We start from the raw sequence: 21,257 nt of genomic DNA, 5'->3' as shown, positions 1-21,257 counted from the left end.
ACAGGTATATTAGCGATTATGGTTATGGTAGCATCCTTCGGGGTTATCTTAGCAGATCAATTGGAACAAAGAAGCGGAGGAAGAGAGCATGCGTAAATGGACAGTTTTAGAAACAGGAACAAAAATTCCGACGATTGGGTTAGAGTTAAGAAAATAAAAAAAGCAGCCTCGAAGGCCGCTAAAAAATGTGACTAATTAAATTATACCAGAATTCCTTATGGTTATCTACCCTGACCAAGATAGCTGCTGCAAAATCTCATGCTTAAAAGAAAAGAAGACTTAGTTGCAGCCTAAGATGAGGCTGCAGCTAAGTCTCAATCAAAGCCATCTGTGTTAAGAGGAATTCTAGGCCGCCGTTTTTAGGGCGATTTGAACGTCTATAGGTATATGTTGACACCAATAGGCTTGGCTTTTTATTGCTAAATTTTGAGACAGGATTTATGCCTTAAACGTTCGGAATAACAACCCTAATGTATTATTAACAACACAGATAACTTAGAGGGTTGTTATTCAGAGGAAAGGTGGAATTAATTTGAACCTAACAGGATTTCGATATATTCCTGTGATGTCTACAATAAAAAACTACAAAAAGGAATATTTCACCAGAGACTTAATTGCTGCTTTGACTGTTGCTGTAGTAGCGATTCCTCAGTCGATGGCGTATGCTCTGATCGCAGGAGTGAATCCAGTATACGGTCTATACACGGCTATCGTGTCTTCTATTTTCGGTTCAGCTTTTGGAAGTTCAAAACATTTGGTTACTGGTCCTACAAATGCCATTTGCCTGCTCGTTGCAGGAAGTATGCGAAACTATATGGGACTTGATAATGCTTATCAAATGCTCTTTCTTATGACCTTCCTAGTAGGGACTTTACAAATGTTGTATGGAATAATTAAACTAGGAAAAGTCATTAATTTTGTATCACATAGCGTTATTGTGGGTTTTACCGCGGGTGCAGGTGTTTTAATTGCCCTTGGACAATTGAATACGATACTGAGCATCTCAATTAAAAATTCAGCTCAATTACCAACTATGGAGAAACTTTACTATGTATTAACTCACATTAATCAAACCAATCTCTATGCATTAGGACTGGGATTATTGACAATCGTAATTATTTTGACATGTAAAAGAATCAATAAAAACTTGCCTGGTGCACTTATAGGGATTGTTATCCCGATCTTAATCATTATCATGTTTGGATTGGATCAAAAGGGTGTTAAACTTACAGGATTCATTCCTTCGTCATTGCCTCCTTTCAAAATGGTTCAATTCAACTTTGATTCAGCAAGTAAAGTTTTTAGTGGGGCAGTTGCAATTTCTGTGATCGGCTTGGTTGAAGCGATTTCAATTTCTAAATCTATTTCAAGTACCTCTAGACAAAAAATTGACGCCAATCAAGAATTCATTGGACAGGGGCTTGCGAATATAATATCCTCATTCTTTCAGTGTTTCCCAGCCTCTGGTTCCTTCACCCGTTCCGCTATCAACTACCATAATGGAGCAGTTAGCAGATTGTCAGGAATTCTGTCAGGTGTGGTGATAGGCCTTGTCCTCTTGTTCTTTGCACCCTATGCCCGTTATATTCCGAATCCTTGCCTGGCAGGAGTTATCCTGGTAACGGCATATAGTTTAATTGATCAAGAAGAAATTAAAAGTATTATCAAATTAGGGAAATTTAATTCAGATTCTTTAGCTATGGCGGTAACTTGTTTGGCAACAATCTTGCTGCCAGATTTAGATTATGCGATTTATACGGGGATAGTGTTATCCATAATACTCTATCTCAAGGACACAAATAAATCACCAATCAAATTGTTCATTCCTTCACAGGGAAGGGATTTGAAAATTAACCGGCAGGAATTAATGGTCGTAGATGAGAAAACCGATTTGCTTATCATCCAAATAGAAGGTCATTTGTACTTTGGCTCTGCCTACGATTTAGAACAAAAACTTGATAGTTTGGTTGATAAAGCTAATCTTTATGTTTTGGAAATGAAAAATGTTATTTCCCTTGACGTAACAGCACTAAATGCCCTGAAGGTTTTTATTAAATCTGTAAATAGGTTTGGTGGAAAAGCCATGATCTGCGGAGTAAGGCCAGAGATTAATTTACTACTTTTAAAGGCGAATCTAGATACTGAATTAGGAGTGGATTACGAGTTTACCTTGTCTGAAGACGATCTGTTAAAATCGATTGCTCTTGATATTGAGAAGACAAGGGTTGCATTTTCTTGTGAAAATACTAACACGGAAACTGATAATTTTGCCTATCATCTCTTACAATCTGTTTCGAATTTTAATGGAGGGAACAGCTCCAATAAAAAGCCAGCTTATTTTGAAAATACCAGCACTAATTAAAGATGATTGTAAACCCAAAACGATGAGTGATCGACGATCGGTAAATTGATTGAGAGGCGGGGTCAAAATGTCAAATCTCATACGCCATAACTATATATCTCAAACTGAAAAGGCTAAGAGAGATACAGGAGATAAAAATTATCCAATTTGGTTATTGGTAAATCCCAAATATCCTGCAGTTCGCCATCAAATATGGACACCGGTTCTTGCCGAAATGCAAGATAAAGTTTATCGGGAAATCCAAACGAGAATTGATACAACAAACCTATATATTAGGAACGCAGTAACTGATAGTGGTATCGTTCCCAATACTTTAAACTGGTGGGGCGTTGAAGTCGGCGAAGAAATTGAGATGTTCAGGGAAATCGTCTTAGACTATAAACCGAAAATTATTATTACCTTTGGTGCCTTTCCCTATGAATTTCTGCGACGGGTCTTTAAAATTAAGCCGGAGAAGGGACCAGTCTATTGGGGAAATGCTATTTTAGGCGAAGAATTTGGCAAAGGAATTAAGAATTTTGATATAAATAAAACCAACCGCATACCTTTGCTCCACAGAGTCAATGCGGGTGTAAAGTTTGTTGAGAATCAAAATTACTTCGGCGAGAGCTATTTTCAGTATGTTGGGGTAAAAATAGCAGAGAAAATTATCGAATATAAGGATAATCTTGATATCTGGATAAAATAAAAGAGTGTTTGCTAATCGCCACGGGGATTGTCCCTTGCCAAATCATTAAATAAAGGCGTTCTCATTATACTGAGAACGCCTTTGACTATTTGCACCCACTTTGGATTTTTAGAGTTAAGTCTTTAAACGCCTCTTTTTGCAGGAGTTAGACGGGGCATGGTTTTTTGATAAACAGATAGATAATTGGGTTGACATAGAGCAGAGAATTGACCATCAATAATTGATAAGGGTTAAAAAGTCTTGAATTTTAGTTGCACAATTGAAACAATGTCGCTTAAATAGCACCAAATTGTATTGCTAGCGCAACTATTTTGATAAAAATCTGAGCAACATTCGTGAGTTAGAGGTATAAAAGGAAGTGGATATAACCGTAATTGCCTAATAATGGGTAAATTCAGACAATTCAAAATAGTAATTTATTGGTGTCTGTCTTGGTATAAATTTTGCTTGTATTAAAAGTAAAATGATTTAACTGTAAAGGAGGATAGTGTTATGGAACATGGTTAGTTCTGAATTATTTACCCTTTTTAGAGTTTTATTCACTTGGATTAGCGCTGGGGGGATATCATGCTTACAGAGATTGTTGTAACTTCACCGGATAAAGAAGCGACGAAAATTATTGAACAAGTTCAAAGTGAACTGAATATGTTTGTTTCAATTATAGAGACTTCTTTCGAATCTGCTGTAAGTTTAATCAAAGATATTATATCAAATGATCCTGATCGCATCAAAGTAATATTAAGCGGAGGGGCGACATTGGAATTATTACGACAAGAATTACCTTTCATGCAAATGATTAGTATTCATCCCACGGAGTATGAGATAGTTCTGGCTCTTGATAAGGCAAAAGCAACGGGAGAGAAAATAGGTTTATTTATTGCCGGAACTGAGGACCCCACCGTCGTAAGACAACTTAGTTATGTTCTTGGCCTTAACGTTAAAATTTACGTCTACAAAAGCTGGATGGAACTAGAAAATCAAATGGCAGAAGCACGTAAAGATGGGATTCAAGTAATATTGGGCGTTGGAGAGAGAATCAAAAACTTAGTGAAACGATTTGGGTTAATTTACGTCTCCGTATCTGCCGGAAAAAAAACCATTAAAAACGCTTTAACTCAAGCTAGAGATTTTCTGGAAGCTAGATTATACAGTAAAGTTCAGGAACCTAAGCATAAAAGAGAGTTATTGGCAAAAGGATTCAGAGCAAAATATACGTTCAACGATATTATCTATGTGAACCGTAAAATGGCTGCTATTATTGAGAAAACGAAGAAATATTCAAATACAGACTGCACAATACTAATCCGGGGAGAGAGTGGTACTGGTAAAGAATTGTTGGCTCAGAGTATTCATAATGAACATTATGTGAGGCGTAAAGAACCATTTGTTGCAGTAAATTGCGCATCATTCGATGATAATTTATTTAAAAGTGAACTTTTTGGTTATGCGGAAGGTTCTTTTACTGGTGCAATAAAAGGGGGCAAACCTGGTTTGTTTGAACTGGCGAATGGCGGAACTCTATTCCTCGATGAGATTGGGAAAATGAAATTTGAACAGCAAGGTAACTTATTGAGAGTACTTCAGGAAAAAGAAGTTCGGCGCATAGGCAGCGACCGAGTGGTTTCAGTGGATGTTCGAATCATTGCAGCATCTAATGAAGATTTAACAGAATCAGTCAGGAAAGGAACATTTAGGGAAGATTTGTATTTTCGTTTAAGTGTCTTGAAAGTTGTTTTACCGCCTCTGCGTGAGAGAAGGGAGGATATTCCGGATCAAGTAATTTTGTTTGTGAGGAAATTTTCTAAAAAGTACTCCAAAACAGTCTATTCTTTGCCAGCATACGTCCTCAAAAGACTATCCAATTTGGATTGGCCTGGGAACAGCAGACAGCTTCAAAATTTAGTAGAAAGATGTGTGGTATTAGCAAATAATGAAAAGGATGCATCAACTATTATGCTTGAACTTATTGACGAAGAATTTATTGAAAATAATTTTTCCGCTGATTCGAAGGATGGAAATAAGGATAAAATAAGTGTTTGTATTAGTACCTTAGCGGAAATGAATACAGAAATTGTTCGCAGAATGAGAGCTACAGCAAAATTAAGCAATAGTGAATTAGCACTGAAACTCGGAATTAGCCGCCCAACTCTTTCGAAGATGTTAAATTATAATTAAGCGTAGGAACTTATTATAATCTAATTGTCTCTTAACTTAGTACCTATTAACCCTAGCCTAATAATCTTACTACATTAGGTCAACTGCGATTAGCATGATTTTAGATGCTAATTTTTTTTTTACTATAGAAAAGTAATCCCATTTGGCCGTAAATTTTTTCCTCTTGCATTAGTGCGACTAATCTGCCGCTTTTGTCAGGGGGTAAAGGTGCGGTTTAAATGTCTTCGAGCGCTGGCTAAACCTTTTATATTGGATACGGAAAAAATTTTTACATTTCCAGAAAAATATTTTGCCAACAGGTAATGGACTTTAAAATTCTATTCTTTGAAAATATCTTCAAATAAGCTTCTTCAGGGAGGAGAGAGATTTGTTTTAAAGATGGCATGAGAATTGCAAATTTAAAATAGTCAGAATATTTCAAAATAGATATCTCCTAGCATATCAAACGTGTTTTATGATCCTTATTCTTACTCATGTTGAAATTAATTAATGGAAAGGGGAAAAGACCATGGAACGATGGAAAGAAATTGAGCGAATTCCTGCGCCGGCTCTTGTGCCAACCTATGGACCACTAACAGGTATGAGAGTGTTAATGACAGGAAGTATTGTGGCGGCACCTTTTTGCGCATCATTGCTTGGGGAATACGGGGCTGAGGTTATTCATATCGAGAGGCCAAAGGCAGGTGATCCCTATCGGGAACAGGCTCCTGTTATTAAGCGTGGTGATAAGCGGGTCAGTGCTGGGTGGATCCAGGAAGCCAGAAATAAACTAAGTTTGACACTTGAGATTAACCTCAAAATACCAGAAAGCCGGGAGATTTTTCTCTCTTTAATTAAGAACTGTGATGTCTGGGTAGAAAATATGGTCTGGACAGAGAAGCTGGGAATAACAGAAAAGATACTCTTGGAAGTTAACCCAAAGTTAGTCATTGCTCATATAAGCGGCTTTGGCAGGCCCCAGTTTGGGGGCATTCTTTCGGAGTGTGATCGACCTTCCTATGATCCGATTGGTCAAGCGGAAGGGGGCTATATGTTTGTTAATGGTTTTCCAGAACCATCGCCCCCATCACATGCGGCAACGTTTATTAATGACTATTTAACAGCTATGTTTGCGGCTAATGGAATTCTCATGGCTTATATTCACGCTCAAAAAACGGGTCAGGGGCAAGCTGTTGACGTTGCTCAGATCGAAGCGATGAGCAAAGTCCTCAATGATACCTTTGTGCAATATTTTCTTTTAGGTCGAATTAGAGAACGGAAAGGAAATAAGGTAGCTATTTTTCAACCGGGCAACCTCTTCAAAACTAAAGATAATAAGTATTTATACATTGGTGCCTATGGACCAGCAGTTTATGGGCGATTTGTTAAGGCTCTGGGACTCGACTTGAATAAATATTCTCATGAAGCAGCAGGGGGGTCTGTTGAGGCGATTAATTCAGAGTTAGGCCTGGAGTTAAATCAGATTGCAACAGAATGGGTGGCGGCAAGAGATGCTGAAAAGGCTAAGGAATATTTGCTCAGTTTAAAGGTGCCCTGTGGAATCGTGAGAACCTCGGCTGAACTTGCTGCTAGCGAACATTATCAGAAGAGAGGCAATTTCATTCAGTACTTCGATGAGACCTTGGAAGAAAATGTGAAAGCCTTTGGCTTTTGTCCCAAAATGAGCGAAACTCCCGCTCAGGTTTGGCGTGGGGCACCGAAGATAGGACAGGATACAGATAAGATTCTCCACACCCTTCTCGGTTATAGTGAGAGTGAAATCGCTGTTTTTAAAGAAAAAGGCATTATCTAGTAGATGCCATTACTTCAATTAATATCGGGGAGGTAAGATAATGGATAAAATATCCATATCCCAAATCATTGATGGCATAGGTTTGTCAAAATATACATTTAAAATTTATTTTTTAATAGGTTTTGCCCTGCTTTTTTGTGGATTTGATTATATGGTCGTTTCTTATACAATGCCTCAAATGACGAAAGAATGGAGCTTATCAAAGGTGCAAACCGGAAGCCTTGCTTCGTGGAGTCTTATAGGCTTGATGATTGGAGGAATTATTGCTGGAGTTATTTCCGACCGGATAGGCAGAAAAAAGACACTTGCATTCTTTTGCCTGCTATTCTCCCTCTTAACGTTTCCTATTTATTTTGTCCATAGTTTTGAGGCCTTTGCTCTACTCAGAATTTTAAGTGGTATTGGTTTTGGGGCGATTATACCCGTTGCCGTGACCATGTTGTCTGAGAGTTCACCGACTAAGAATAGAGGATATTTTACTTCATCGATTATGTCTTTCTATGTTTTGGGCTGGGTTGTGGCTGGTATAGCAGCCATATATATTGTTCCAGCCTATGGGTGGCGTGTTTGTTATTTGGTCGGAGGTATTCCAATTATTTACGCCTTTATATTGCTCTTTGTACTTCCTGAATCATCACATTGGCTTCTAGGAAAAGGGAGAGAAATTGATGCCTTACAAGAAATAATGCACATGGAAATTACAGCTAGAGGCCAGGCGGGGAAATATGTTCCGGGAAGTTTAGTGATCCCATCTCCTCCGTCCACAGTCGGTGTAAGTGCTGTTTTTTCAGCGGATTATCGCAAGACAACGATAGCTCTCTGGATTATATATTTTATGGGCTCTGTCGTTATTTATGGAATTAATGGTTGGCTGCCCACACTTCTTGTTGGTAAAGGGTATGGCTTGGTGAAAGGTTATTCCTTCGCTGTTTTACAAAATGTTTTTGGGATGATTGGCGGTATTTGTACAGGGTACGCAGCTGATAAGATTGGTCGAAGAATCAACGTGATTTTCGGCTGGGTTTTTACAGCTGCCGCAATTCTCTTGCTCGGTATTGCTTTAAATCAATGGCAAGTTGTAATTTGCGGAATGCTGGTAGGCTTGGCAATGAATTGGGGGCTCAGTGGCACTCAACCACTCCTTGCGGAAGGATATCCAACTGAATTTAGAACAACCGGTGTATCATGGGCCCAAGCGTTTGGCCGAGTCGGCGGTTTTTTCGGTCCCATCGCTGCAGGATATGTGCAGCAATTAGGAGTTGGTTTCAGGGGGATTTTTATCTTTTTTGCTGTTCCTGCAGTCATTGCCGCTTTCATAGCTCTATTTTTTATTGCAGAGACAAGAGGAAAAAGTATCGAAAATATAGCCGGTATAAAGGCTTAATCCTTGAAGATAAAAAGATACACTTGATAAATCTCTAAAGTTTGCTTCAATACCAAAACTGAATACAAGTTAATGGATTAATAATCGAAAGAAATAGGGAGAGTGAGTTTAATGAACCAATTGCCTAAAGGAGGAAGTTTTCTTTTCGAGCAAACCAATCCCCAAGCTATCTTTACCCCTGAAGATTTTACATTAGAACACAAAATGATTTACAGAACGGCGGCCGGCTTCGTTACAGACAGCGTTTTAGCCAGAATGGATGAATTGGAAGCTGAAAAAGAGGGACTCAATAGAGAACTGCTCAAGGCAGCCGGAGAGTTAGGATTAAATGGTGCCGATATTTCGGAAGACTATGGTGGTTTCGAGATGGACAAAATAAGTACTACCATTATCGCCGAGTGTATGGGCCGATCTGGTTCATTCGCTATGACCCAAGGCGGTCAGACGGGGATCGGAAGTATGCCTATTGTAATGTTTGGTACTCATGAACAAAAGAAAAAGTATTTACCGGGTATCGCTGCCGGCGATATCATAGGAGCGTATGCTTTGACAGAGCCCGAAGCAGGATCGGATGCAATGTCGGCTAAAACGAGGGCAGATTTAAGTTCCGACGGCAAGTATTACATTCTTAATGGAACGAAGCAGTTTATAACAAATTCAGCGATGGCTGATATATTTGTTGTTTACGCTAAAATTGATGGAGATAAGTTTTCAGCATTTATTGTAGACGCAGATTCCCATGGCTTATCCACGGGACCTGAAGAAAAGAAAATGGGCATAAAAGGATCTTCGACTAGATCTGTAATCTTTGAAGATGTTCATGTGCCAGCAGAGAATTTACTATTCGAAATAGGCCGGGGGCATGTGGTAGCATTTAATATTTTAAACTTAGGCCGCTACAAACTTGCAGCAAATTCTGTGGGTAATGCCAAGTATGCCCTTGAATTAGCGGCCTCATATGCTAATGAACGTAAGCAATTCGGAACCGCAATCGCTAATTTTGGCCTTATTAAAGAGAAATTGGCTGAGATGGCCATTAGAATTTACGTGACAGAAAGCATGGTTTATCGAACAGGCGGTCTTCTGGAAAACATGATGAATAGTTTAGACACTTCAGGTGAAAACGGAGGACAGATTGCTGCGAAGGGTATTGAAGAATATGCTTTAGAATGTTCTATGAATAAGGTTTTTGCTACGGAAGCTTTGGCCTTTGTTGTTGATGAAGGAGTACAAATTCACGGAGGATATGGATTTAGTTCTGAATATCCCATTGAAAGACTTTACCGAGATGCACGGATTTATCGGATTTTTGAAGGAACTAATGAAATAAATAGAGTTTTAATACCTACAACTCTATTTCGTCGTGCTGTGAAGGGAGATTTACCTCTTCAAGAAGAGGTTGATGAGCTCAGAAAAAAAATTGAAGCGGGATGTATAGTCAGAGAAGGGGAAGCGGGAAAAGTACAGTCAGCAAAGGATATCTTTTTGTTGACCTTTGGCAATGCACTTGAGAAGTATGGAAAAGATCTTCAGAAACAGCAAGAACTATTAGGAAGATTGGCGGATATTGCAATCCGGATTTTCGCTCTTGAAAGTGCATGGCTTCGGGCACAAAAATCATTGCTTAATGAAGGCGAAGAGCAGGCAAAGCTGAAGTTTAAGATGGCTATAGCTTATATTAACTCCAGTATCGGATGTATCGAACAAGCTGCCAGAGAAATTTTAACAGCCCTAGTTTGTGGAAAGGACTTAGAGAACCAGTTGGCAAATTTGCAGCGGTTAACAAATTATAGAATTCAAAATACGATCTCCTTAAGACAAGAAATTGCCGGCGCTATTTCAGAGAACAGCAAATATACCGTTTGAATCCGATTACATCTTTGGGTATAAATTCTCAATGAATTTTGCTATAACATTACCTCGTATTTGTTTCACTAATTTATAAAGTTTCAATAGCCTTCCGAGGATAAAGAGAATCCTTCGGAAGGCTTATTTTTGCTATCAGACCTGCATGCAGACATACGGAACCACCGCCGTTTTCCCGGAGGCTAACAGTGCGAAAACAGTGTCTTCGAGGACTAGCCGAGTTGTCTTTCATAATTCAGTGGAAATTTTTTTTACAAGGATAGGAAAGATTTTTTACAAGGTACTTATTTAACAAGGCTTTATCCAATCGTAAGACTCCCACTTCTACAAGTGGGAAGACCCGATGTAAAGCTTTAGCTGAACGGCTTCACTGTCTCTGTTTTGCAGCAAAACTGGGATAATGCTCCTAAGGTATTTTGGCATGGGAATTGCATTATATACATTTCAGCGTAACGACAATGTGTTCTTACAAGATGAAAGAAGGCATTTAGGCTAAGGCGAATGAGAAAGTACAAATTACTTAATTTCGAAAGGAGGCGTCGAACCAAGTTTAAAACAAACACCTGTAAACATTAAAAAGTTATTAAAGCTTTATCAGAATAAGGAGGTAAGTGTGATGTCAATAAAAACAATTGGGGTTTTAGGTTCCGGATCAATGGGGGGCGGAATTGCTCATTTAGCCGCTGTTCAAGGTTTTAAAATTGTACTCTGTGATGTTGAACAGAGATTTGTTGAAGGTGCCGTTAAGCGAATATCCGGTTTTCTTGATAAAAGCATAGCCAAACAGAAAATGACCGTGCAAGAAAAAGAGGAAGTACTGCAGCGCATAACTTTGACTACCAATATGGAAGATCTAGCCACCGTTGATCTTGTCATTGAAGCTATATTTGAGGATTTAGAGGTTAAAAAGAGCGCTTTTGCCAAACTCGATAAGATTTGCCCACCGCAAACCATCTTTGGCTCCAATACGTCCTCCATGTCAATAACCACCTTGGCTTCGGCAACCTCCCGACCTGAAAAAGTCGTTGGCATGCACTTCTTCAATCCTCCTTTGATCATGCGCTTGGTAGAAGTTATTCGAGGCTATTATACCAGCGATGAGACGGTAAAATTAGCTTCCGATGCGGCTTTGGCTATGGGTAAAACTCCGGTTGTCGTAAAGAAGGATACCCCGGGCTTTATTGTCAATCGTATCATGATGCCACAGTTCCTTGAGGCCATTCGAATCGTTGAAGAAGGAATTGCTTCTCCGGCAGATATTGATACAGCCGTAAAATTGGGCTTGAACTATCCAATGGGTCCCTTCGAACTTATGGACTTTACCGGTGTTGAAATTTCCGTACATGTGGGAGATTACTTATTTAACGAATCTAAAGATATGAAGTGGAATCCTCCTCAGACTATAAAATCTTTGGTTCGCGCCGGACGGCTGGGTAAGAAAACCGGCGGCGGCTGGTTTGACTATGATAAATAACCTACTAAATCAGGAGGAAGTATTTATGGCTGAGAACAATGTTGTTGAACTTACAATCACAGATGATGTGGGTGTTATTGCTATTAACAATCCCCCAGTTAACGCTCTTACGTTGGCGGTCAGGTCACAGCTAAAGAAGATTCTAAAAGCCGTTGAAGGAAATCAGGAATTAAGGGCTATTGTAATCACGGGTTCAGGACCAAAGTGTTTTGTCGCCGGGGCGGATATTAAAGATTTTCCTCAACAAATGGAAAGTGGTCCGAGAGGAAATGCAACGATCTATAAAGAAATGTTTGCTTTTCTTGAAGAATCGCCATTGCCAGTTATTGCGGCCTTAAATGGTCTGGCATTAGGCGGGGGATGTGAATTAGCTTTAGCCTGTGATTTGAGAATTGCTGATGAAAAAGCAAAAATTGGTTTGCCGGAAGTGACTCTGGGTCTAATTCCCGGGCTCGGCGGGACTCAAAGATTAGCAAGGTTAGTTGGGCAAGCCAAAGCAAAAGAATTGTTGTTTACGGGTAAAGTTCTTTCAGCAGAAGAAGCATTGCAGATTGGTTTAATCAATCAAATCGTACCTCAGGGCAAGGCTTTAGAAGAGGCTTTAAAGCTTGCCAAACAATTAGCCAAAGGAGCAGGTGTGGCAATATCCTATGCCAAGCATCTGGTTAATAAGGGAATCGAGCTTTCTCTGCCGGATGCAATGGAAATGGAAATGCAATATGTGGAAAAAGTCTTCCATACCAAAGATCTCCATGAGGGCATAAAAGCTTTTATTAACAAACGGCCGGCAGTCTTTAAGAATTGTTGAAATGCTTAACCTAAAGTCAAGATTTGGCCGAAAGAATGATTCCACAAAATAATTTATGGCTAATTATTTGATTTATATAGGGAGGTTTATTGAATGTATACCAAAGTCTTTATCCCATATGGCGGTTACTATAGTACTCCCTTTGCCCGTTGGCAAGGTAGTCTTCAGAATGAAAATTCCATTGAGTTAGCTGCCTCGACAGCTAAGAAATGGTTTGAAACACGAAAAATTGATCCAAAAATTTTCGAATATCTTGTTTTTGGTAAAACAATCGGACAATTGCACTCTTTCTATGCAGCTCCATGGGCAGCAGCACTCATGGGCGCACCGGATATTCCTGGTGTACACATTCCCCAGGCTTGTTCAACATCTACGACGTCCATTAATCATGCCGCTGCATCGATTGAGACCGGCCTATATGATACGGCCTTTTGTTTACTCACGGATCGTTGTTCCAATGGACCTTTCACAATCTGGCCCAATCCCCAGGGGCCTGGTGGTGAGGTCATATCAGAAAGTTGGATGATGGATAATTTTGCGCAAGATCCTTGGGGCGGTGTGGCCATGATCCAGACTGCAGAAAACGTTGTTAAAAAAGCCGGCAGAATCAGCAAAGAAGACATTGATAGAGTTACGATGCGACGATATGAACAGTACCAGGATGCTTTAGCTAATAATCGCGAGTTCCAAAAACGATACATGGTTCCCGTTGAATTCAAGATCACGAAAAAGAAAACCGGAGTTCTGGAAGGCGATGAAGGTGTAACTCCCACAACACTAGAGGGGTTAACGAAATTGAAACCTGTCATTCCCGGAGGAGTCCTATCTTATGGAGCTCAGACCTACCCCGCAGATGGAAACTGTGGAGTTATAGTAACAAGCCAGGAAAAAGCTCTAAATCTGAGTACTGACAACGCTATTCAAATTCAGGTACTGTCATATGGTTTTGCTCGTGCTGAAAAAGCTCATATGGCTATGGCTCCTGTTCCGGCCGCCAAAATGGCCTTAGATAAGGCCGGAATATCCATTAAGGATGTTAAAGCCATCAAAACTCACAGTCCCTTTACAGCAAATGATCTTTATATGGCCAATGAAATGGGAATAGATGTTATGAACATCAATAATTATGGATGTTCACTGATTTACGGGCATCCTCAAGGACCTACCGCCGGTCGAGCGATCATGGAGATGGTTGAAGAATTGACTATTATCGGAGGCGGGTATGGTCTATTTGCAGGATGTGCAGCAGGCGATACTGGCGCAGCCCTTGTCATTAAAGTCTTTTAATGCTGATGAATACCAAGGAACCGTTTAACTATTGCAAGTATGTTGAGGTATAGGATTTAAAGTAGAACCAACGTAAGAATTAATTTATGATTGGTTCTATTTTATTTTTAAGTTCTATGATGAGCTTATTCAGATAGAGGATAGAAGTTTTTCACATATAAAGAATAGAAGGTTATTAAAGGAAGCATGGCGAACTAATGGTAACGGTAAATGATATAAAATTCAGAATATTTAATATACATTTAATAGATTAGTACTATAATTTTTGTACTTAATGTACTTGTAGTTAAGAATAGTATCTCTCTTTTCTTTTTTCGACCAAATTCTCTTTCATCTTAGATATCAATTAAGAGAAGGTGATAATATGGTCTCAGAAAATCATAAAACAAATCAACAGGAATCTATTAAAGACTTAAAAAAGTCTGTTGGCCAGCATTTTTTGCAACAGATACTCGATAACTCTTATGACTCAATCTTTGTTACCGATAGATTTGGTAATGTACTTTTAGTGAATAAAGGGACCGGTAAATTTATGGGATTAACTACGGATCAATTAATAGGAAAGAATGTTAGAAATTTTGTTAAAAGTGGAGTCTACGATTGGTCTCCAACCATGCAGGCTATTAAAACTCGTTCGATTGTGTCGGGAATTGTTAGAAACCATCAAGGTGAACAACAAATGGTGACGAGCAAACCATTGATGAATGAATCCGATGAAATTGTCATGGTTATAACAAATGCTCGAGACATTGATGTCGTTAATCAATATATAGAAGCCTTAGAAAGAGAAAGAACTACAGCTCATCTCTATAAAACTGCTGCTAAATACCTTAGTGATTCCGATATGGAGAATAAAGAAATTGTGGCTGAAAGCAAGCAGATGCTGCAGATTTTGAAGAGCAGCAATTTTATCGCTAAAACAGATAGTACTGTAATGCTTATTGGTGAGACGGGGACAGGCAAGGAGGTTATGGCAAGACACATCCATAGGAATAGTCTCCGCTCTAAAGAAACATTTATTCCCGTGAACTGTGCAGCTATTCCCCATGAATTGCTGGAATCGGAGTTTTTTGGCTATGTTCGCGGGGCATTTTCAGGAGCAAACCCTCAGGGAAAGCCGGGATTGTTCGAAATAGCGAATAGCGGTACTTTGTTTTTAGATGAAATTGCTGAATTACCTCTCTCGATGCAATCAAAAATGCTGAGAGTTTTAGAATCAGGAGAGGCCAAAAGATTAGGTGATACAAGTACATATCAAGCCAATGTTCGATTTATTGCTGCTACTAATCGAGATTTAAAAACTATGATCAATCAAAGGCTATTTAGAAGTGATCTATATTATCGCTTAAATGTAATACCTATAAATTTGCCGCCTCTTAAAGAAAGGCCAGAGGATATTTTGGCTTTAGCCAATAAATTTTTGGCTGATTTAAATAAAAAATATACTTTGCATAAAATACTGTCCAAAAATGCGACACAGGCACTATATAGTTATAATTGGCCAGGAAATGTACGAGAATTACGCAATGTTATTGAGCGATTGTTCATAACATCGGCCGGCGATATCTTGAATTTCGAGAAAGATTTTTTCATCAACAGCTTAACACGATCTGAATCATTCATGGATAATGATATGCCGGCCAAGAATCGAATATATCAAGGAACCTTAAAAGATGTTATCAAGGCAGTAGAAGAAGAATATATAAACCAAGTTTTAGCAGAATGCGGCGGACGTGTTGGTGAAGCTGCCCAGAAGTTAGGAATTCATCGTTCTATTTTGTATCGAAAAAAGAATAACAAATAAGTGAAATATTATGGGCAGCCCAACAAGCCGCTCTTATAAGATGAGGATTTGAAGGCGAAATTTCCTTTTTGAAAGACTGAGATTTCTCTTCCATCCCATGTTTCTCCGATTATCTCTAAATCATTTGTACCAATCATGAAGTCAACGTGTATTAACGAATCATTAACTCCTAACCCTTGTAATTCTTTTGCATCCATTGATTCACTATTCTTAATACATACAGGATAGGCTTTACCTATAGCTAAATGACAAGATGCGTTTTCATCAAAAAGCGTATTGTAAAACAGGATATTTGAATTTGAGATAGGAGAATCAAAAGGAACTAAAGCAACTTCGCCTAAATAATGAGAACCCTCATCTGTTGCAATGAGATTTTTCAGCGTGTCGTACCCTTTCTTCGCAGAGAAGCCAACGATTCTCCCATCCTTAAATGTAAAGGAAAAATGTTCGATCAAATTTCCATTGTAATTTAAGGGCTTTGAACTAATGACGGTGCCATTAACTCCATTTCGATCAGGCAATGTAAACACTTCTTCTGTAGGCATGTTGGCAATAAATTCAATGCCTTCAGGTGTGAAGTCTGAACCGCCAAGCCATTGGTGTTTTTGGGAGAGCGAAATGGTTAAATCTGTGCCCAAAGAATTCCTGTAGTGGAGTGATTTAAACGCATAGTTATTGAGAAAATCCAGTCTCTTTTTGAGGTTGGTTTTATGGTTATTCCATGCCATAATCGGATTTTCCGTATCAACTCGTACTGTCATGAAAATAGTTTCCCATAGTTTGTTTAGTGCTTCTTCAGGTTGTAGATCTGGAAAAACTTTTTTAGCCCAGGCCGCGGTGGGAATAGAAACGATACTCCAAACATTTTGATTGCTCATAAGATGCTCGCGGTATTCTTTTAAAGCCATACTGCTTGATTTTTGGGCTTTCATCATGCGTTCAGGGCTGACATCTTGCATAAGTTCGGGGTCAGAAGCAGAAATAGTTAAGAAAGCAGATCCCTGATGAACATAAGAGAGATAAAAACTTTTCTGCCATTCAGGGAATTCATCGAATATTTCTTCAGGGGCGTTGAGAAAACGAATTTTTGAAAAGAGTTCGTCTCTCCATTGAATTATGACATCTCTTGCCCCTTCTTGGAAAGCTGTCTGGGCAATTAAGCGGGCAAATGATGCACATTCAATAGGAGACATAACAACGAGAGTCTGATTCGGCTGGAGATTTAAGCCGGTTTTTACAATAAGTAACGCGTATTTTTCTAAACTATCAGCCATGATAACATTCCTTTCTACCGAAATTAGCTTCATGAATTATTTCTTCATCAGCATTTAATATATGCTAAAATCAAGGTACACATAATCGAAAGATCTTTTGAGATTGAGGTATTTATTCACTAGCTCACAAAGACTTGTTAAATTATAACATATATTTTCTGAAGAATTCTCTATAGATCATATAAACATCTTCAAGATGGAAACTAAACTTTATGTAGAGAAAATAGTCTGTAAAATTAAAATTGGGAAAAATATTCCTTAATCTAAAAGAGGATATGATATAATTATTTGGTAATCAAATCAAAGGAGAGTGACATTGAATGTTAAAACATGGAGATTCCCTAAAAAAAGAAACAGTCTTTGAACGCTTTGGGGGAAAAGGAGAACTCCAAATAACTCATTTTCTTAATGTTGATGAATTTAATGGCAAGGGAAGATTATTTGCCAAAAATGTACTCCTTCCTGGGGCGTCTCTTGGCCTTCATGAGCATGTCGGAGATTTTGAAACTTATGTCATTCTCAGCGGGGAAGGCCTTTTAAATGACAATGGAGAGCAAAAATCTGTCAAACCCGGAGATGTGATTATTACTCGCAGCGGCGAAAAACATGCTATTGAAAATACGGGGAACCAGAATTTGGAGTTTTTAGCTCTAGTCATTTTTGACTAGATTTCCGATGGATACTTACTTTAAAGGACGGATGCTTGTTATTTTGCTAAAACATAAGAATATCTAGAGAATATCTGGCAAAACGTTCAAAAGAAAGTGGATGAAACGCTCCTCTTGTGGTAGTGGACAGTTTAAATAGAAACTGTTTATTTTACTTCAAGAAGGAGCTTTTTATGTTTTAATTTACTTTTCAATGCAGCTTAACAAGCTAGATAGTTTTAGCATAATGTTTGCATGGCCTTGGTTTTATATGGTAAACTTCATTTAATTTAATTAGGATTTTGACGTTTTTTAAATAGAAAGGCAGGGAAAGTAAATGGCTGTTAGACTTAGTAAAGGGCAAAAGGTCGATTTGACTAAAAGTCATCCGAATTTGCAAGAAATTATTGTTGGCTTGGGGTGGGCTCCAAATGTCTCTAAGAATAGTTATGATTATGATTTAGATGCTTCAGCTTTTCTGTTAAGTTCCAACGGACTTGTCAATGATGAAAAGGATTTGGTTTTTTATAATAACCCATCTGGTGGCCAGGGTTCTGTTAAACATAGCGGCGACAATAAGAAAGGATCCGGAAGCGGAGATGATGAGCAGATCCGAATTAACCTTCAAGCTGTGCCATCATATATTGAAAGAATTGCCTTTACGATTACCATTAATGATGCTCAACTAAAGAGGCAAAGTTTTGGCGATATAAAAAGCTCTTACGTTCGAATTATTAATGCGACCACCAATGAATTACTGCTAAATTATGACTTGGGTCAGGATTTTTCAGTTGAAACAGCTATTGTAGCTGCTGAACTATATCGCCACGGCGGGGAGTGGAAATTCCATGCCATAGCAAGTGGGTTCCAAGGTGGTTTGGCAGCCCTCTGCAGAAATTTTGGGTTAGATGTTGAAGAAGATCAAACGTCAACAAGCAGAAACCTTAATATTAATAATGAAAGAAATTTCTCTGCAGGTAATTATAGACAAGAGACAAGCATCGATCATGCGACTTATGGAAGTTCTTATGCAAGCACATCGCATGGACAGACAAACTATACCTCCTATGAACCATCCCGAAATTCAGGGTGTCCACAGGATCATGGTGGTCTGACTTGTCCGCGTTGTCATTCGACTCAAATAACAGCAGGAAAGAAAGGATTTGGAATTGGCAAAGCTTTCGTAGGGGGCATTTTACTAGGACCCGTTGGCTTGCTGGCCGGTTTTATTGGCAGTAGAAACATGGAATTTGTTTGCTTGAGCTGTCGAGAACGTTGGAATGCGGCAAGTAATACCAATACTGCCCAGTGGCTTCAACAACAAACGGAAAATGCCAGAAATGTCGTTAATAAATATATGGGTAAAGACCTTACTGATGCTCTGGTCGCTGGGAGTGCCTTGGTCGCTATGGCAGACGGAGTAATTGATCCTTCAGAACGAGAGAAACTCATAGAGTATTTCAGGACCAGTCAAGAAATGCGTGGTATAAATATTCGCGATGTTGACAGTCGATTTACCGAATATGTTCAAAGAATTAAAAATGACCCCATGTTAGGTAAAGCAGAAGCATTGAGAGCTGTTGGCAAAGTCGCAAATAAACCCGAAGCAGCCCGTTTAGTTGCTCGACTATGCTGTGCTATCGGTTTTGCAGATGGAGAATTCTCATCGGTCGAAAAGAATGTCGTTAGCGAAATATGTCGGGAAGTTCACTTAGATCCCGGAGAATTCATTTATTAAACTATCATGTTTCAAAGTTCATTCTTATAGCAACTAAGGAAGGGTGTTCAATGAGGCTCTGGCATCAAGATCTATTACCTTTCTTGCCTCGCGCCCAACTTCTTGGACAACACCGCGAATGCTGCGCTCTGCGAGGCAAAGGGTGGGGAAAAAAGCATTCAACAGTCGATTATGTATTTGCTTACAATGTAGAAAAGCTCGTAAGCTTTCATCATCTTGTTCTTAGAGAAATGGAACATCGAGGATACAAACCAAATCAGCAGTGGTATGGCCCTGAATACAGGGGGAAAAATATAGGACCCTGGGCCGGTCTTGTGCTGGAAAAATTAGATATTCCGGCATCTACTCCTATCTACCCTGAACATGATAGGGCATACTTAGAAGAATGTTTATTAAATCTCAGGCAGAAAGGGATAGAACTTAAAGTGCCTTTTAACGAGGATTCTTGTTCTCCATAACGTTATATTATACAATAATATTATGGTAATGGTATAAACCCGAAAGGGATTTTTCTTGAGGAGGAACACTTTGAAAGCCATTATTCTGGGTATTTTAGCATCATTTTTTTTTGCCTTTACCTTTGTGCTTAATCGGGCAATGAATCTTGCCGGAGGCAGTTGGGTATGGAGCGCAGTTCTTCGCTATGAGTTTATGGTGGTGCCGCTGTTTTTAATTGTCCTACTCCGGGGGAATTTAAAAATACTTGTGTTGGATTTGATAAGAAGGCCTTGGTTATGGCTGGGTTGGAGTACTGTTGGCTTTGGCTTATTTTATGCTCCTTTATGTTTTGCCGCTGACTACGGGCCGGCCTGGTTAGTGGCCAGTACGTGGCAAATTACGATTGTTGCGGGTTCTTTACTGGCCCCATTGTTTTTTGAAGTTGTATCTTCAGACAGCGGGTTACAAAAAGTACGTTCGAGGATTCCCGTGAAAGGCCTGTGGATTTCCTTAATCGTTCTGACAGGGGTTGCTGTTATCCAATGTCAGCAAATACAGCACCTGACCCTGCGGGAGATCCTGCTCGGAGTACTTCCGGTCATTGCAGCGGCTTTCGCGTATCCCTTAGGTAATCGCAAAATGATGGCAGCTTGCGGAGAACGATTGGATACCTATCAAAGAGTTCTGGGAATGACATTAGCAAGCCTTCCGTTCTGGTTGATTCTTTCTATCTATGGCTATATGAGTGCTGGACTTCCCAGTCATCAACAAGTTATTCAATCATTGATTGTTGCTCTATCGTCCGGTGTAATTGCTACTGTCCTCTTTTTCACAGCAACTGATCTTAGCCGAGGTGATCTTCATAAACTTGCCGCAGTTGAAGCTACTCAGTCCGGTGAAATTATTTTTTCGCTCCTGGGAGAGATATTCATTTTAAAGGGAAATTACCCCAGCATCATATCAATCATCGGTATTGGACTTGTGATTCTTGGCATGACGCTTCATAGTTTCAATTCTGGAATAAGAAGGAAAGATGAATCTGTCTCATTATGAATTGCTTGCTTGGTGTAAGTATCAGTTCATTGGATTAATGCCATAATTTAAGCAGATGCATTTTAAGGAGAATTACGGTAAGGGGAGCAAAGGAATGACTATACAAATCTTTGGCGTCAAGAAATGTTTTGATACCAAAAAGGCAGAACGCTATTTTAAAGAGAGAAGAATTTCCTATCAATTTATTGATTTAGCACAATTTGGTTTGAGTAAAGGCGAACTGCAAAGTGTTAAGTCTGCAGTTGGTTTAAATAATTTAATAAATTCTGAGGCCAAAGATTATAAGCTATTAATGATGGAGCGAATTATTACACCTCAGGGTAAGGAAGAGATGTTATTGAAGCATTCAAGCCTTTATCAAACACCGATTGTACGTAATGGAAAATTGGCAACAGTAGGATATAAGCCGGAGGTATGGGACTCTTGGGTCTAGCACAAATCATGGCTTTTCTAAAGAGGTGAAATAG

The 21,257-nt window shown here is 39.1% G+C and carries 16 protein-coding genes and 1 pseudogene; 16 read left to right on the top strand and 1 reads right to left on the bottom strand.

The window, feature by feature from the left end; all coding sequences use genetic code 11:
* Nucleotides 1-532: 532 nt before the first annotated feature.
* The 10 genes from B5Y67_RS02635 (at nucleotide 533) to B5Y67_RS02590 (ending at nucleotide 15,640) form a co-directional block, all read left to right on the top strand.
* Nucleotides 533-2,362 (top strand): SulP family inorganic anion transporter, encoded by a 1,830-nt coding sequence (locus B5Y67_RS02635; protein ID WP_088225013.1) that lies wholly within the window; start codon nucleotides 533-535, stop codon nucleotides 2,360-2,362.
* Between the two features lie 67 nt (nucleotides 2,363-2,429).
* Nucleotides 2,430-3,050: a hypothetical protein gene (locus B5Y67_RS02630; RefSeq protein ID WP_088225012.1), complete on the top strand. Its 621-nt coding sequence runs from the start codon at nucleotides 2,430-2,432 to the stop codon at nucleotides 3,048-3,050.
* A 567-nt stretch (nucleotides 3,051-3,617) separates the two neighbouring features.
* Entirely contained in the window at nucleotides 3,618-5,225 is a 1,608-nt protein-coding gene (locus B5Y67_RS02625) for a sigma-54-dependent Fis family transcriptional regulator (protein WP_088225011.1), read from the top strand.
* Between the two features lie 508 nt (nucleotides 5,226-5,733).
* Nucleotides 5,734-7,017 carry a CoA transferase gene (locus B5Y67_RS02620; RefSeq protein ID WP_088225010.1) on the top strand — a complete coding sequence of 428 codons (1,284 nt, stop codon included), beginning with the start codon at nucleotides 5,734-5,736 and terminating at the stop codon, nucleotides 7,015-7,017.
* Between the two features lie 40 nt (nucleotides 7,018-7,057).
* On the top strand, nucleotides 7,058-8,401 hold the full coding sequence (locus B5Y67_RS02615; protein WP_088225009.1) for an MFS transporter: 1,344 nt from the start codon (nucleotides 7,058-7,060) through the stop codon (nucleotides 8,399-8,401).
* Between the two features lie 111 nt (nucleotides 8,402-8,512).
* Complete coding sequence (locus tag B5Y67_RS02610) at nucleotides 8,513-10,267, top strand: acyl-CoA dehydrogenase family protein (RefSeq protein ID WP_088225008.1); 1,755 nt, start codon at nucleotides 8,513-8,515, stop codon at nucleotides 10,265-10,267.
* A 616-nt stretch (nucleotides 10,268-10,883) separates the two neighbouring features.
* Nucleotides 10,884-11,741 (top strand): 3-hydroxyacyl-CoA dehydrogenase family protein, encoded by an 858-nt coding sequence (locus tag B5Y67_RS02605; RefSeq protein ID WP_088225007.1) that lies wholly within the window; start codon nucleotides 10,884-10,886, stop codon nucleotides 11,739-11,741.
* Nucleotides 11,742-11,766: 25 nt separating this feature from the next.
* Complete coding sequence (locus B5Y67_RS02600) at nucleotides 11,767-12,549, top strand: enoyl-CoA hydratase (RefSeq protein ID WP_088225006.1); 783 nt, start codon at nucleotides 11,767-11,769, stop codon at nucleotides 12,547-12,549.
* Between the two features lie 93 nt (nucleotides 12,550-12,642).
* Nucleotides 12,643-13,836: a thiolase family protein gene (locus B5Y67_RS02595; RefSeq protein WP_088225005.1), complete on the top strand. Its 1,194-nt coding sequence runs from the start codon at nucleotides 12,643-12,645 to the stop codon at nucleotides 13,834-13,836.
* 364 nt (nucleotides 13,837-14,200) lie between these two features.
* The gene (locus B5Y67_RS02590) at nucleotides 14,201-15,640 is read left to right on the top strand and encodes a sigma 54-interacting transcriptional regulator (RefSeq protein WP_088225004.1); all 1,440 of its coding nucleotides are present in this window, start codon (nucleotides 14,201-14,203) and stop codon (nucleotides 15,638-15,640) included.
* 8 nt (nucleotides 15,641-15,648) lie between these two features.
* Here the strand turns inward: B5Y67_RS02590 and B5Y67_RS02585 are convergent, their stop codons facing one another.
* Nucleotides 15,649-16,914: an aminopeptidase gene (locus B5Y67_RS02585; protein WP_088225028.1), complete on the bottom strand. Its 1,266-nt coding sequence runs from the start codon at nucleotides 16,912-16,914 to the stop codon at nucleotides 15,649-15,651.
* A gap of 320 nt (nucleotides 16,915-17,234) precedes the next feature.
* Here B5Y67_RS02585 and B5Y67_RS02580 point away from each other — a divergent pair, with 320 nt between their 5' ends.
* The 6 genes and pseudogenes from B5Y67_RS02580 to B5Y67_RS02560 all read left to right on the top strand — a co-directional run bounded on the left by B5Y67_RS02580 (nucleotide 17,235) and on the right by B5Y67_RS02560 (nucleotide 21,223).
* Nucleotides 17,235-17,582: a cupin domain-containing protein gene (locus B5Y67_RS02580; protein WP_088225003.1), complete on the top strand. Its 348-nt coding sequence runs from the start codon at nucleotides 17,235-17,237 to the stop codon at nucleotides 17,580-17,582.
* 316 nt (nucleotides 17,583-17,898) lie between these two features.
* Nucleotides 17,899-18,477: pseudogene (locus B5Y67_RS26320) on the top strand (TerD family protein); the annotation flags it as partial.
* A gap of 327 nt (nucleotides 18,478-18,804) precedes the next feature.
* Entirely contained in the window at nucleotides 18,805-19,299 is a 495-nt protein-coding gene (locus B5Y67_RS26315; RefSeq protein WP_348982278.1) for a TerB family tellurite resistance protein, read from the top strand.
* A gap of 50 nt (nucleotides 19,300-19,349) precedes the next feature.
* Nucleotides 19,350-19,757, top strand: a complete 408-nt coding sequence (locus B5Y67_RS02570) for a TIGR02328 family protein (RefSeq protein ID WP_088225001.1) — start codon at nucleotides 19,350-19,352, stop codon at nucleotides 19,755-19,757.
* Nucleotides 19,758-19,827: 70 nt separating this feature from the next.
* Nucleotides 19,828-20,790, top strand: a complete 963-nt coding sequence (locus B5Y67_RS02565; RefSeq protein ID WP_088225000.1) for a multidrug resistance efflux transporter family protein — start codon at nucleotides 19,828-19,830, stop codon at nucleotides 20,788-20,790.
* 94 nt (nucleotides 20,791-20,884) lie between these two features.
* Nucleotides 20,885-21,223, top strand: a complete 339-nt coding sequence (locus B5Y67_RS02560) for an ArsC/Spx/MgsR family protein (protein ID WP_088224999.1) — start codon at nucleotides 20,885-20,887, stop codon at nucleotides 21,221-21,223.
* The last annotated feature ends 34 nt before the right edge of the window (nucleotides 21,224-21,257 follow it).

Origin of the sequence: Desulfosporosinus sp. FKB, assembly GCF_002196705.1 — a bacterium.
GTDB lineage: Bacteria > Bacillota > Desulfitobacteriia > Desulfitobacteriales > Desulfitobacteriaceae > Desulfosporosinus.
The sequence above is the reverse complement of the archived record's forward strand: the minus strand, read 5'-3'. Positions and strand labels throughout refer to the sequence as shown.

What these genes read in the sequence shown, in the direction of transcription:
- B5Y67_RS02610 (WP_088225008.1), top strand. Translation starts at nt 8,513, where the DNA reads ATGAACCAATTGCCTAAAGGAGGAAGTTTTCTTTTCGAGCAAACCAAT.
- B5Y67_RS02560 (WP_088224999.1), top strand. Translation starts at nt 20,885, where the DNA reads ATGACTATACAAATCTTTGGCGTCAAGAAATGTTTTGATACCAAAAAG.
- B5Y67_RS02630 (WP_088225012.1), top strand. Translation starts at nt 2,430, where the DNA reads ATGTCAAATCTCATACGCCATAACTATATATCTCAAACTGAAAAGGCT.
- B5Y67_RS02580 (WP_088225003.1), top strand. Translation starts at nt 17,235, where the DNA reads ATGTTAAAACATGGAGATTCCCTAAAAAAAGAAACAGTCTTTGAACGC.
- B5Y67_RS02620 (WP_088225010.1), top strand. Translation starts at nt 5,734, where the DNA reads ATGGAACGATGGAAAGAAATTGAGCGAATTCCTGCGCCGGCTCTTGTG.
- B5Y67_RS02605 (WP_088225007.1), top strand. Translation starts at nt 10,884, where the DNA reads ATGTCAATAAAAACAATTGGGGTTTTAGGTTCCGGATCAATGGGGGGC.
- B5Y67_RS26315 (WP_348982278.1), top strand. Translation starts at nt 18,805, where the DNA reads ATGGAATTTGTTTGCTTGAGCTGTCGAGAACGTTGGAATGCGGCAAGT.
- B5Y67_RS02625 (WP_088225011.1), top strand. Translation starts at nt 3,618, where the DNA reads ATGCTTACAGAGATTGTTGTAACTTCACCGGATAAAGAAGCGACGAAA.
- B5Y67_RS02570 (WP_088225001.1), top strand. Translation starts at nt 19,350, where the DNA reads ATGAGGCTCTGGCATCAAGATCTATTACCTTTCTTGCCTCGCGCCCAA.
- B5Y67_RS02585 (WP_088225028.1), bottom strand. Translation starts at nt 16,914, where the DNA reads ATGGCTGATAGTTTAGAAAAATACGCGTTACTTATTGTAAAAACCGGC.
- B5Y67_RS02600 (WP_088225006.1), top strand. Translation starts at nt 11,767, where the DNA reads ATGGCTGAGAACAATGTTGTTGAACTTACAATCACAGATGATGTGGGT.
- B5Y67_RS02595 (WP_088225005.1), top strand. Translation starts at nt 12,643, where the DNA reads ATGTATACCAAAGTCTTTATCCCATATGGCGGTTACTATAGTACTCCC.
- B5Y67_RS02615 (WP_088225009.1), top strand. Translation starts at nt 7,058, where the DNA reads ATGGATAAAATATCCATATCCCAAATCATTGATGGCATAGGTTTGTCA.
- B5Y67_RS02590 (WP_088225004.1), top strand. Translation starts at nt 14,201, where the DNA reads ATGGTCTCAGAAAATCATAAAACAAATCAACAGGAATCTATTAAAGAC.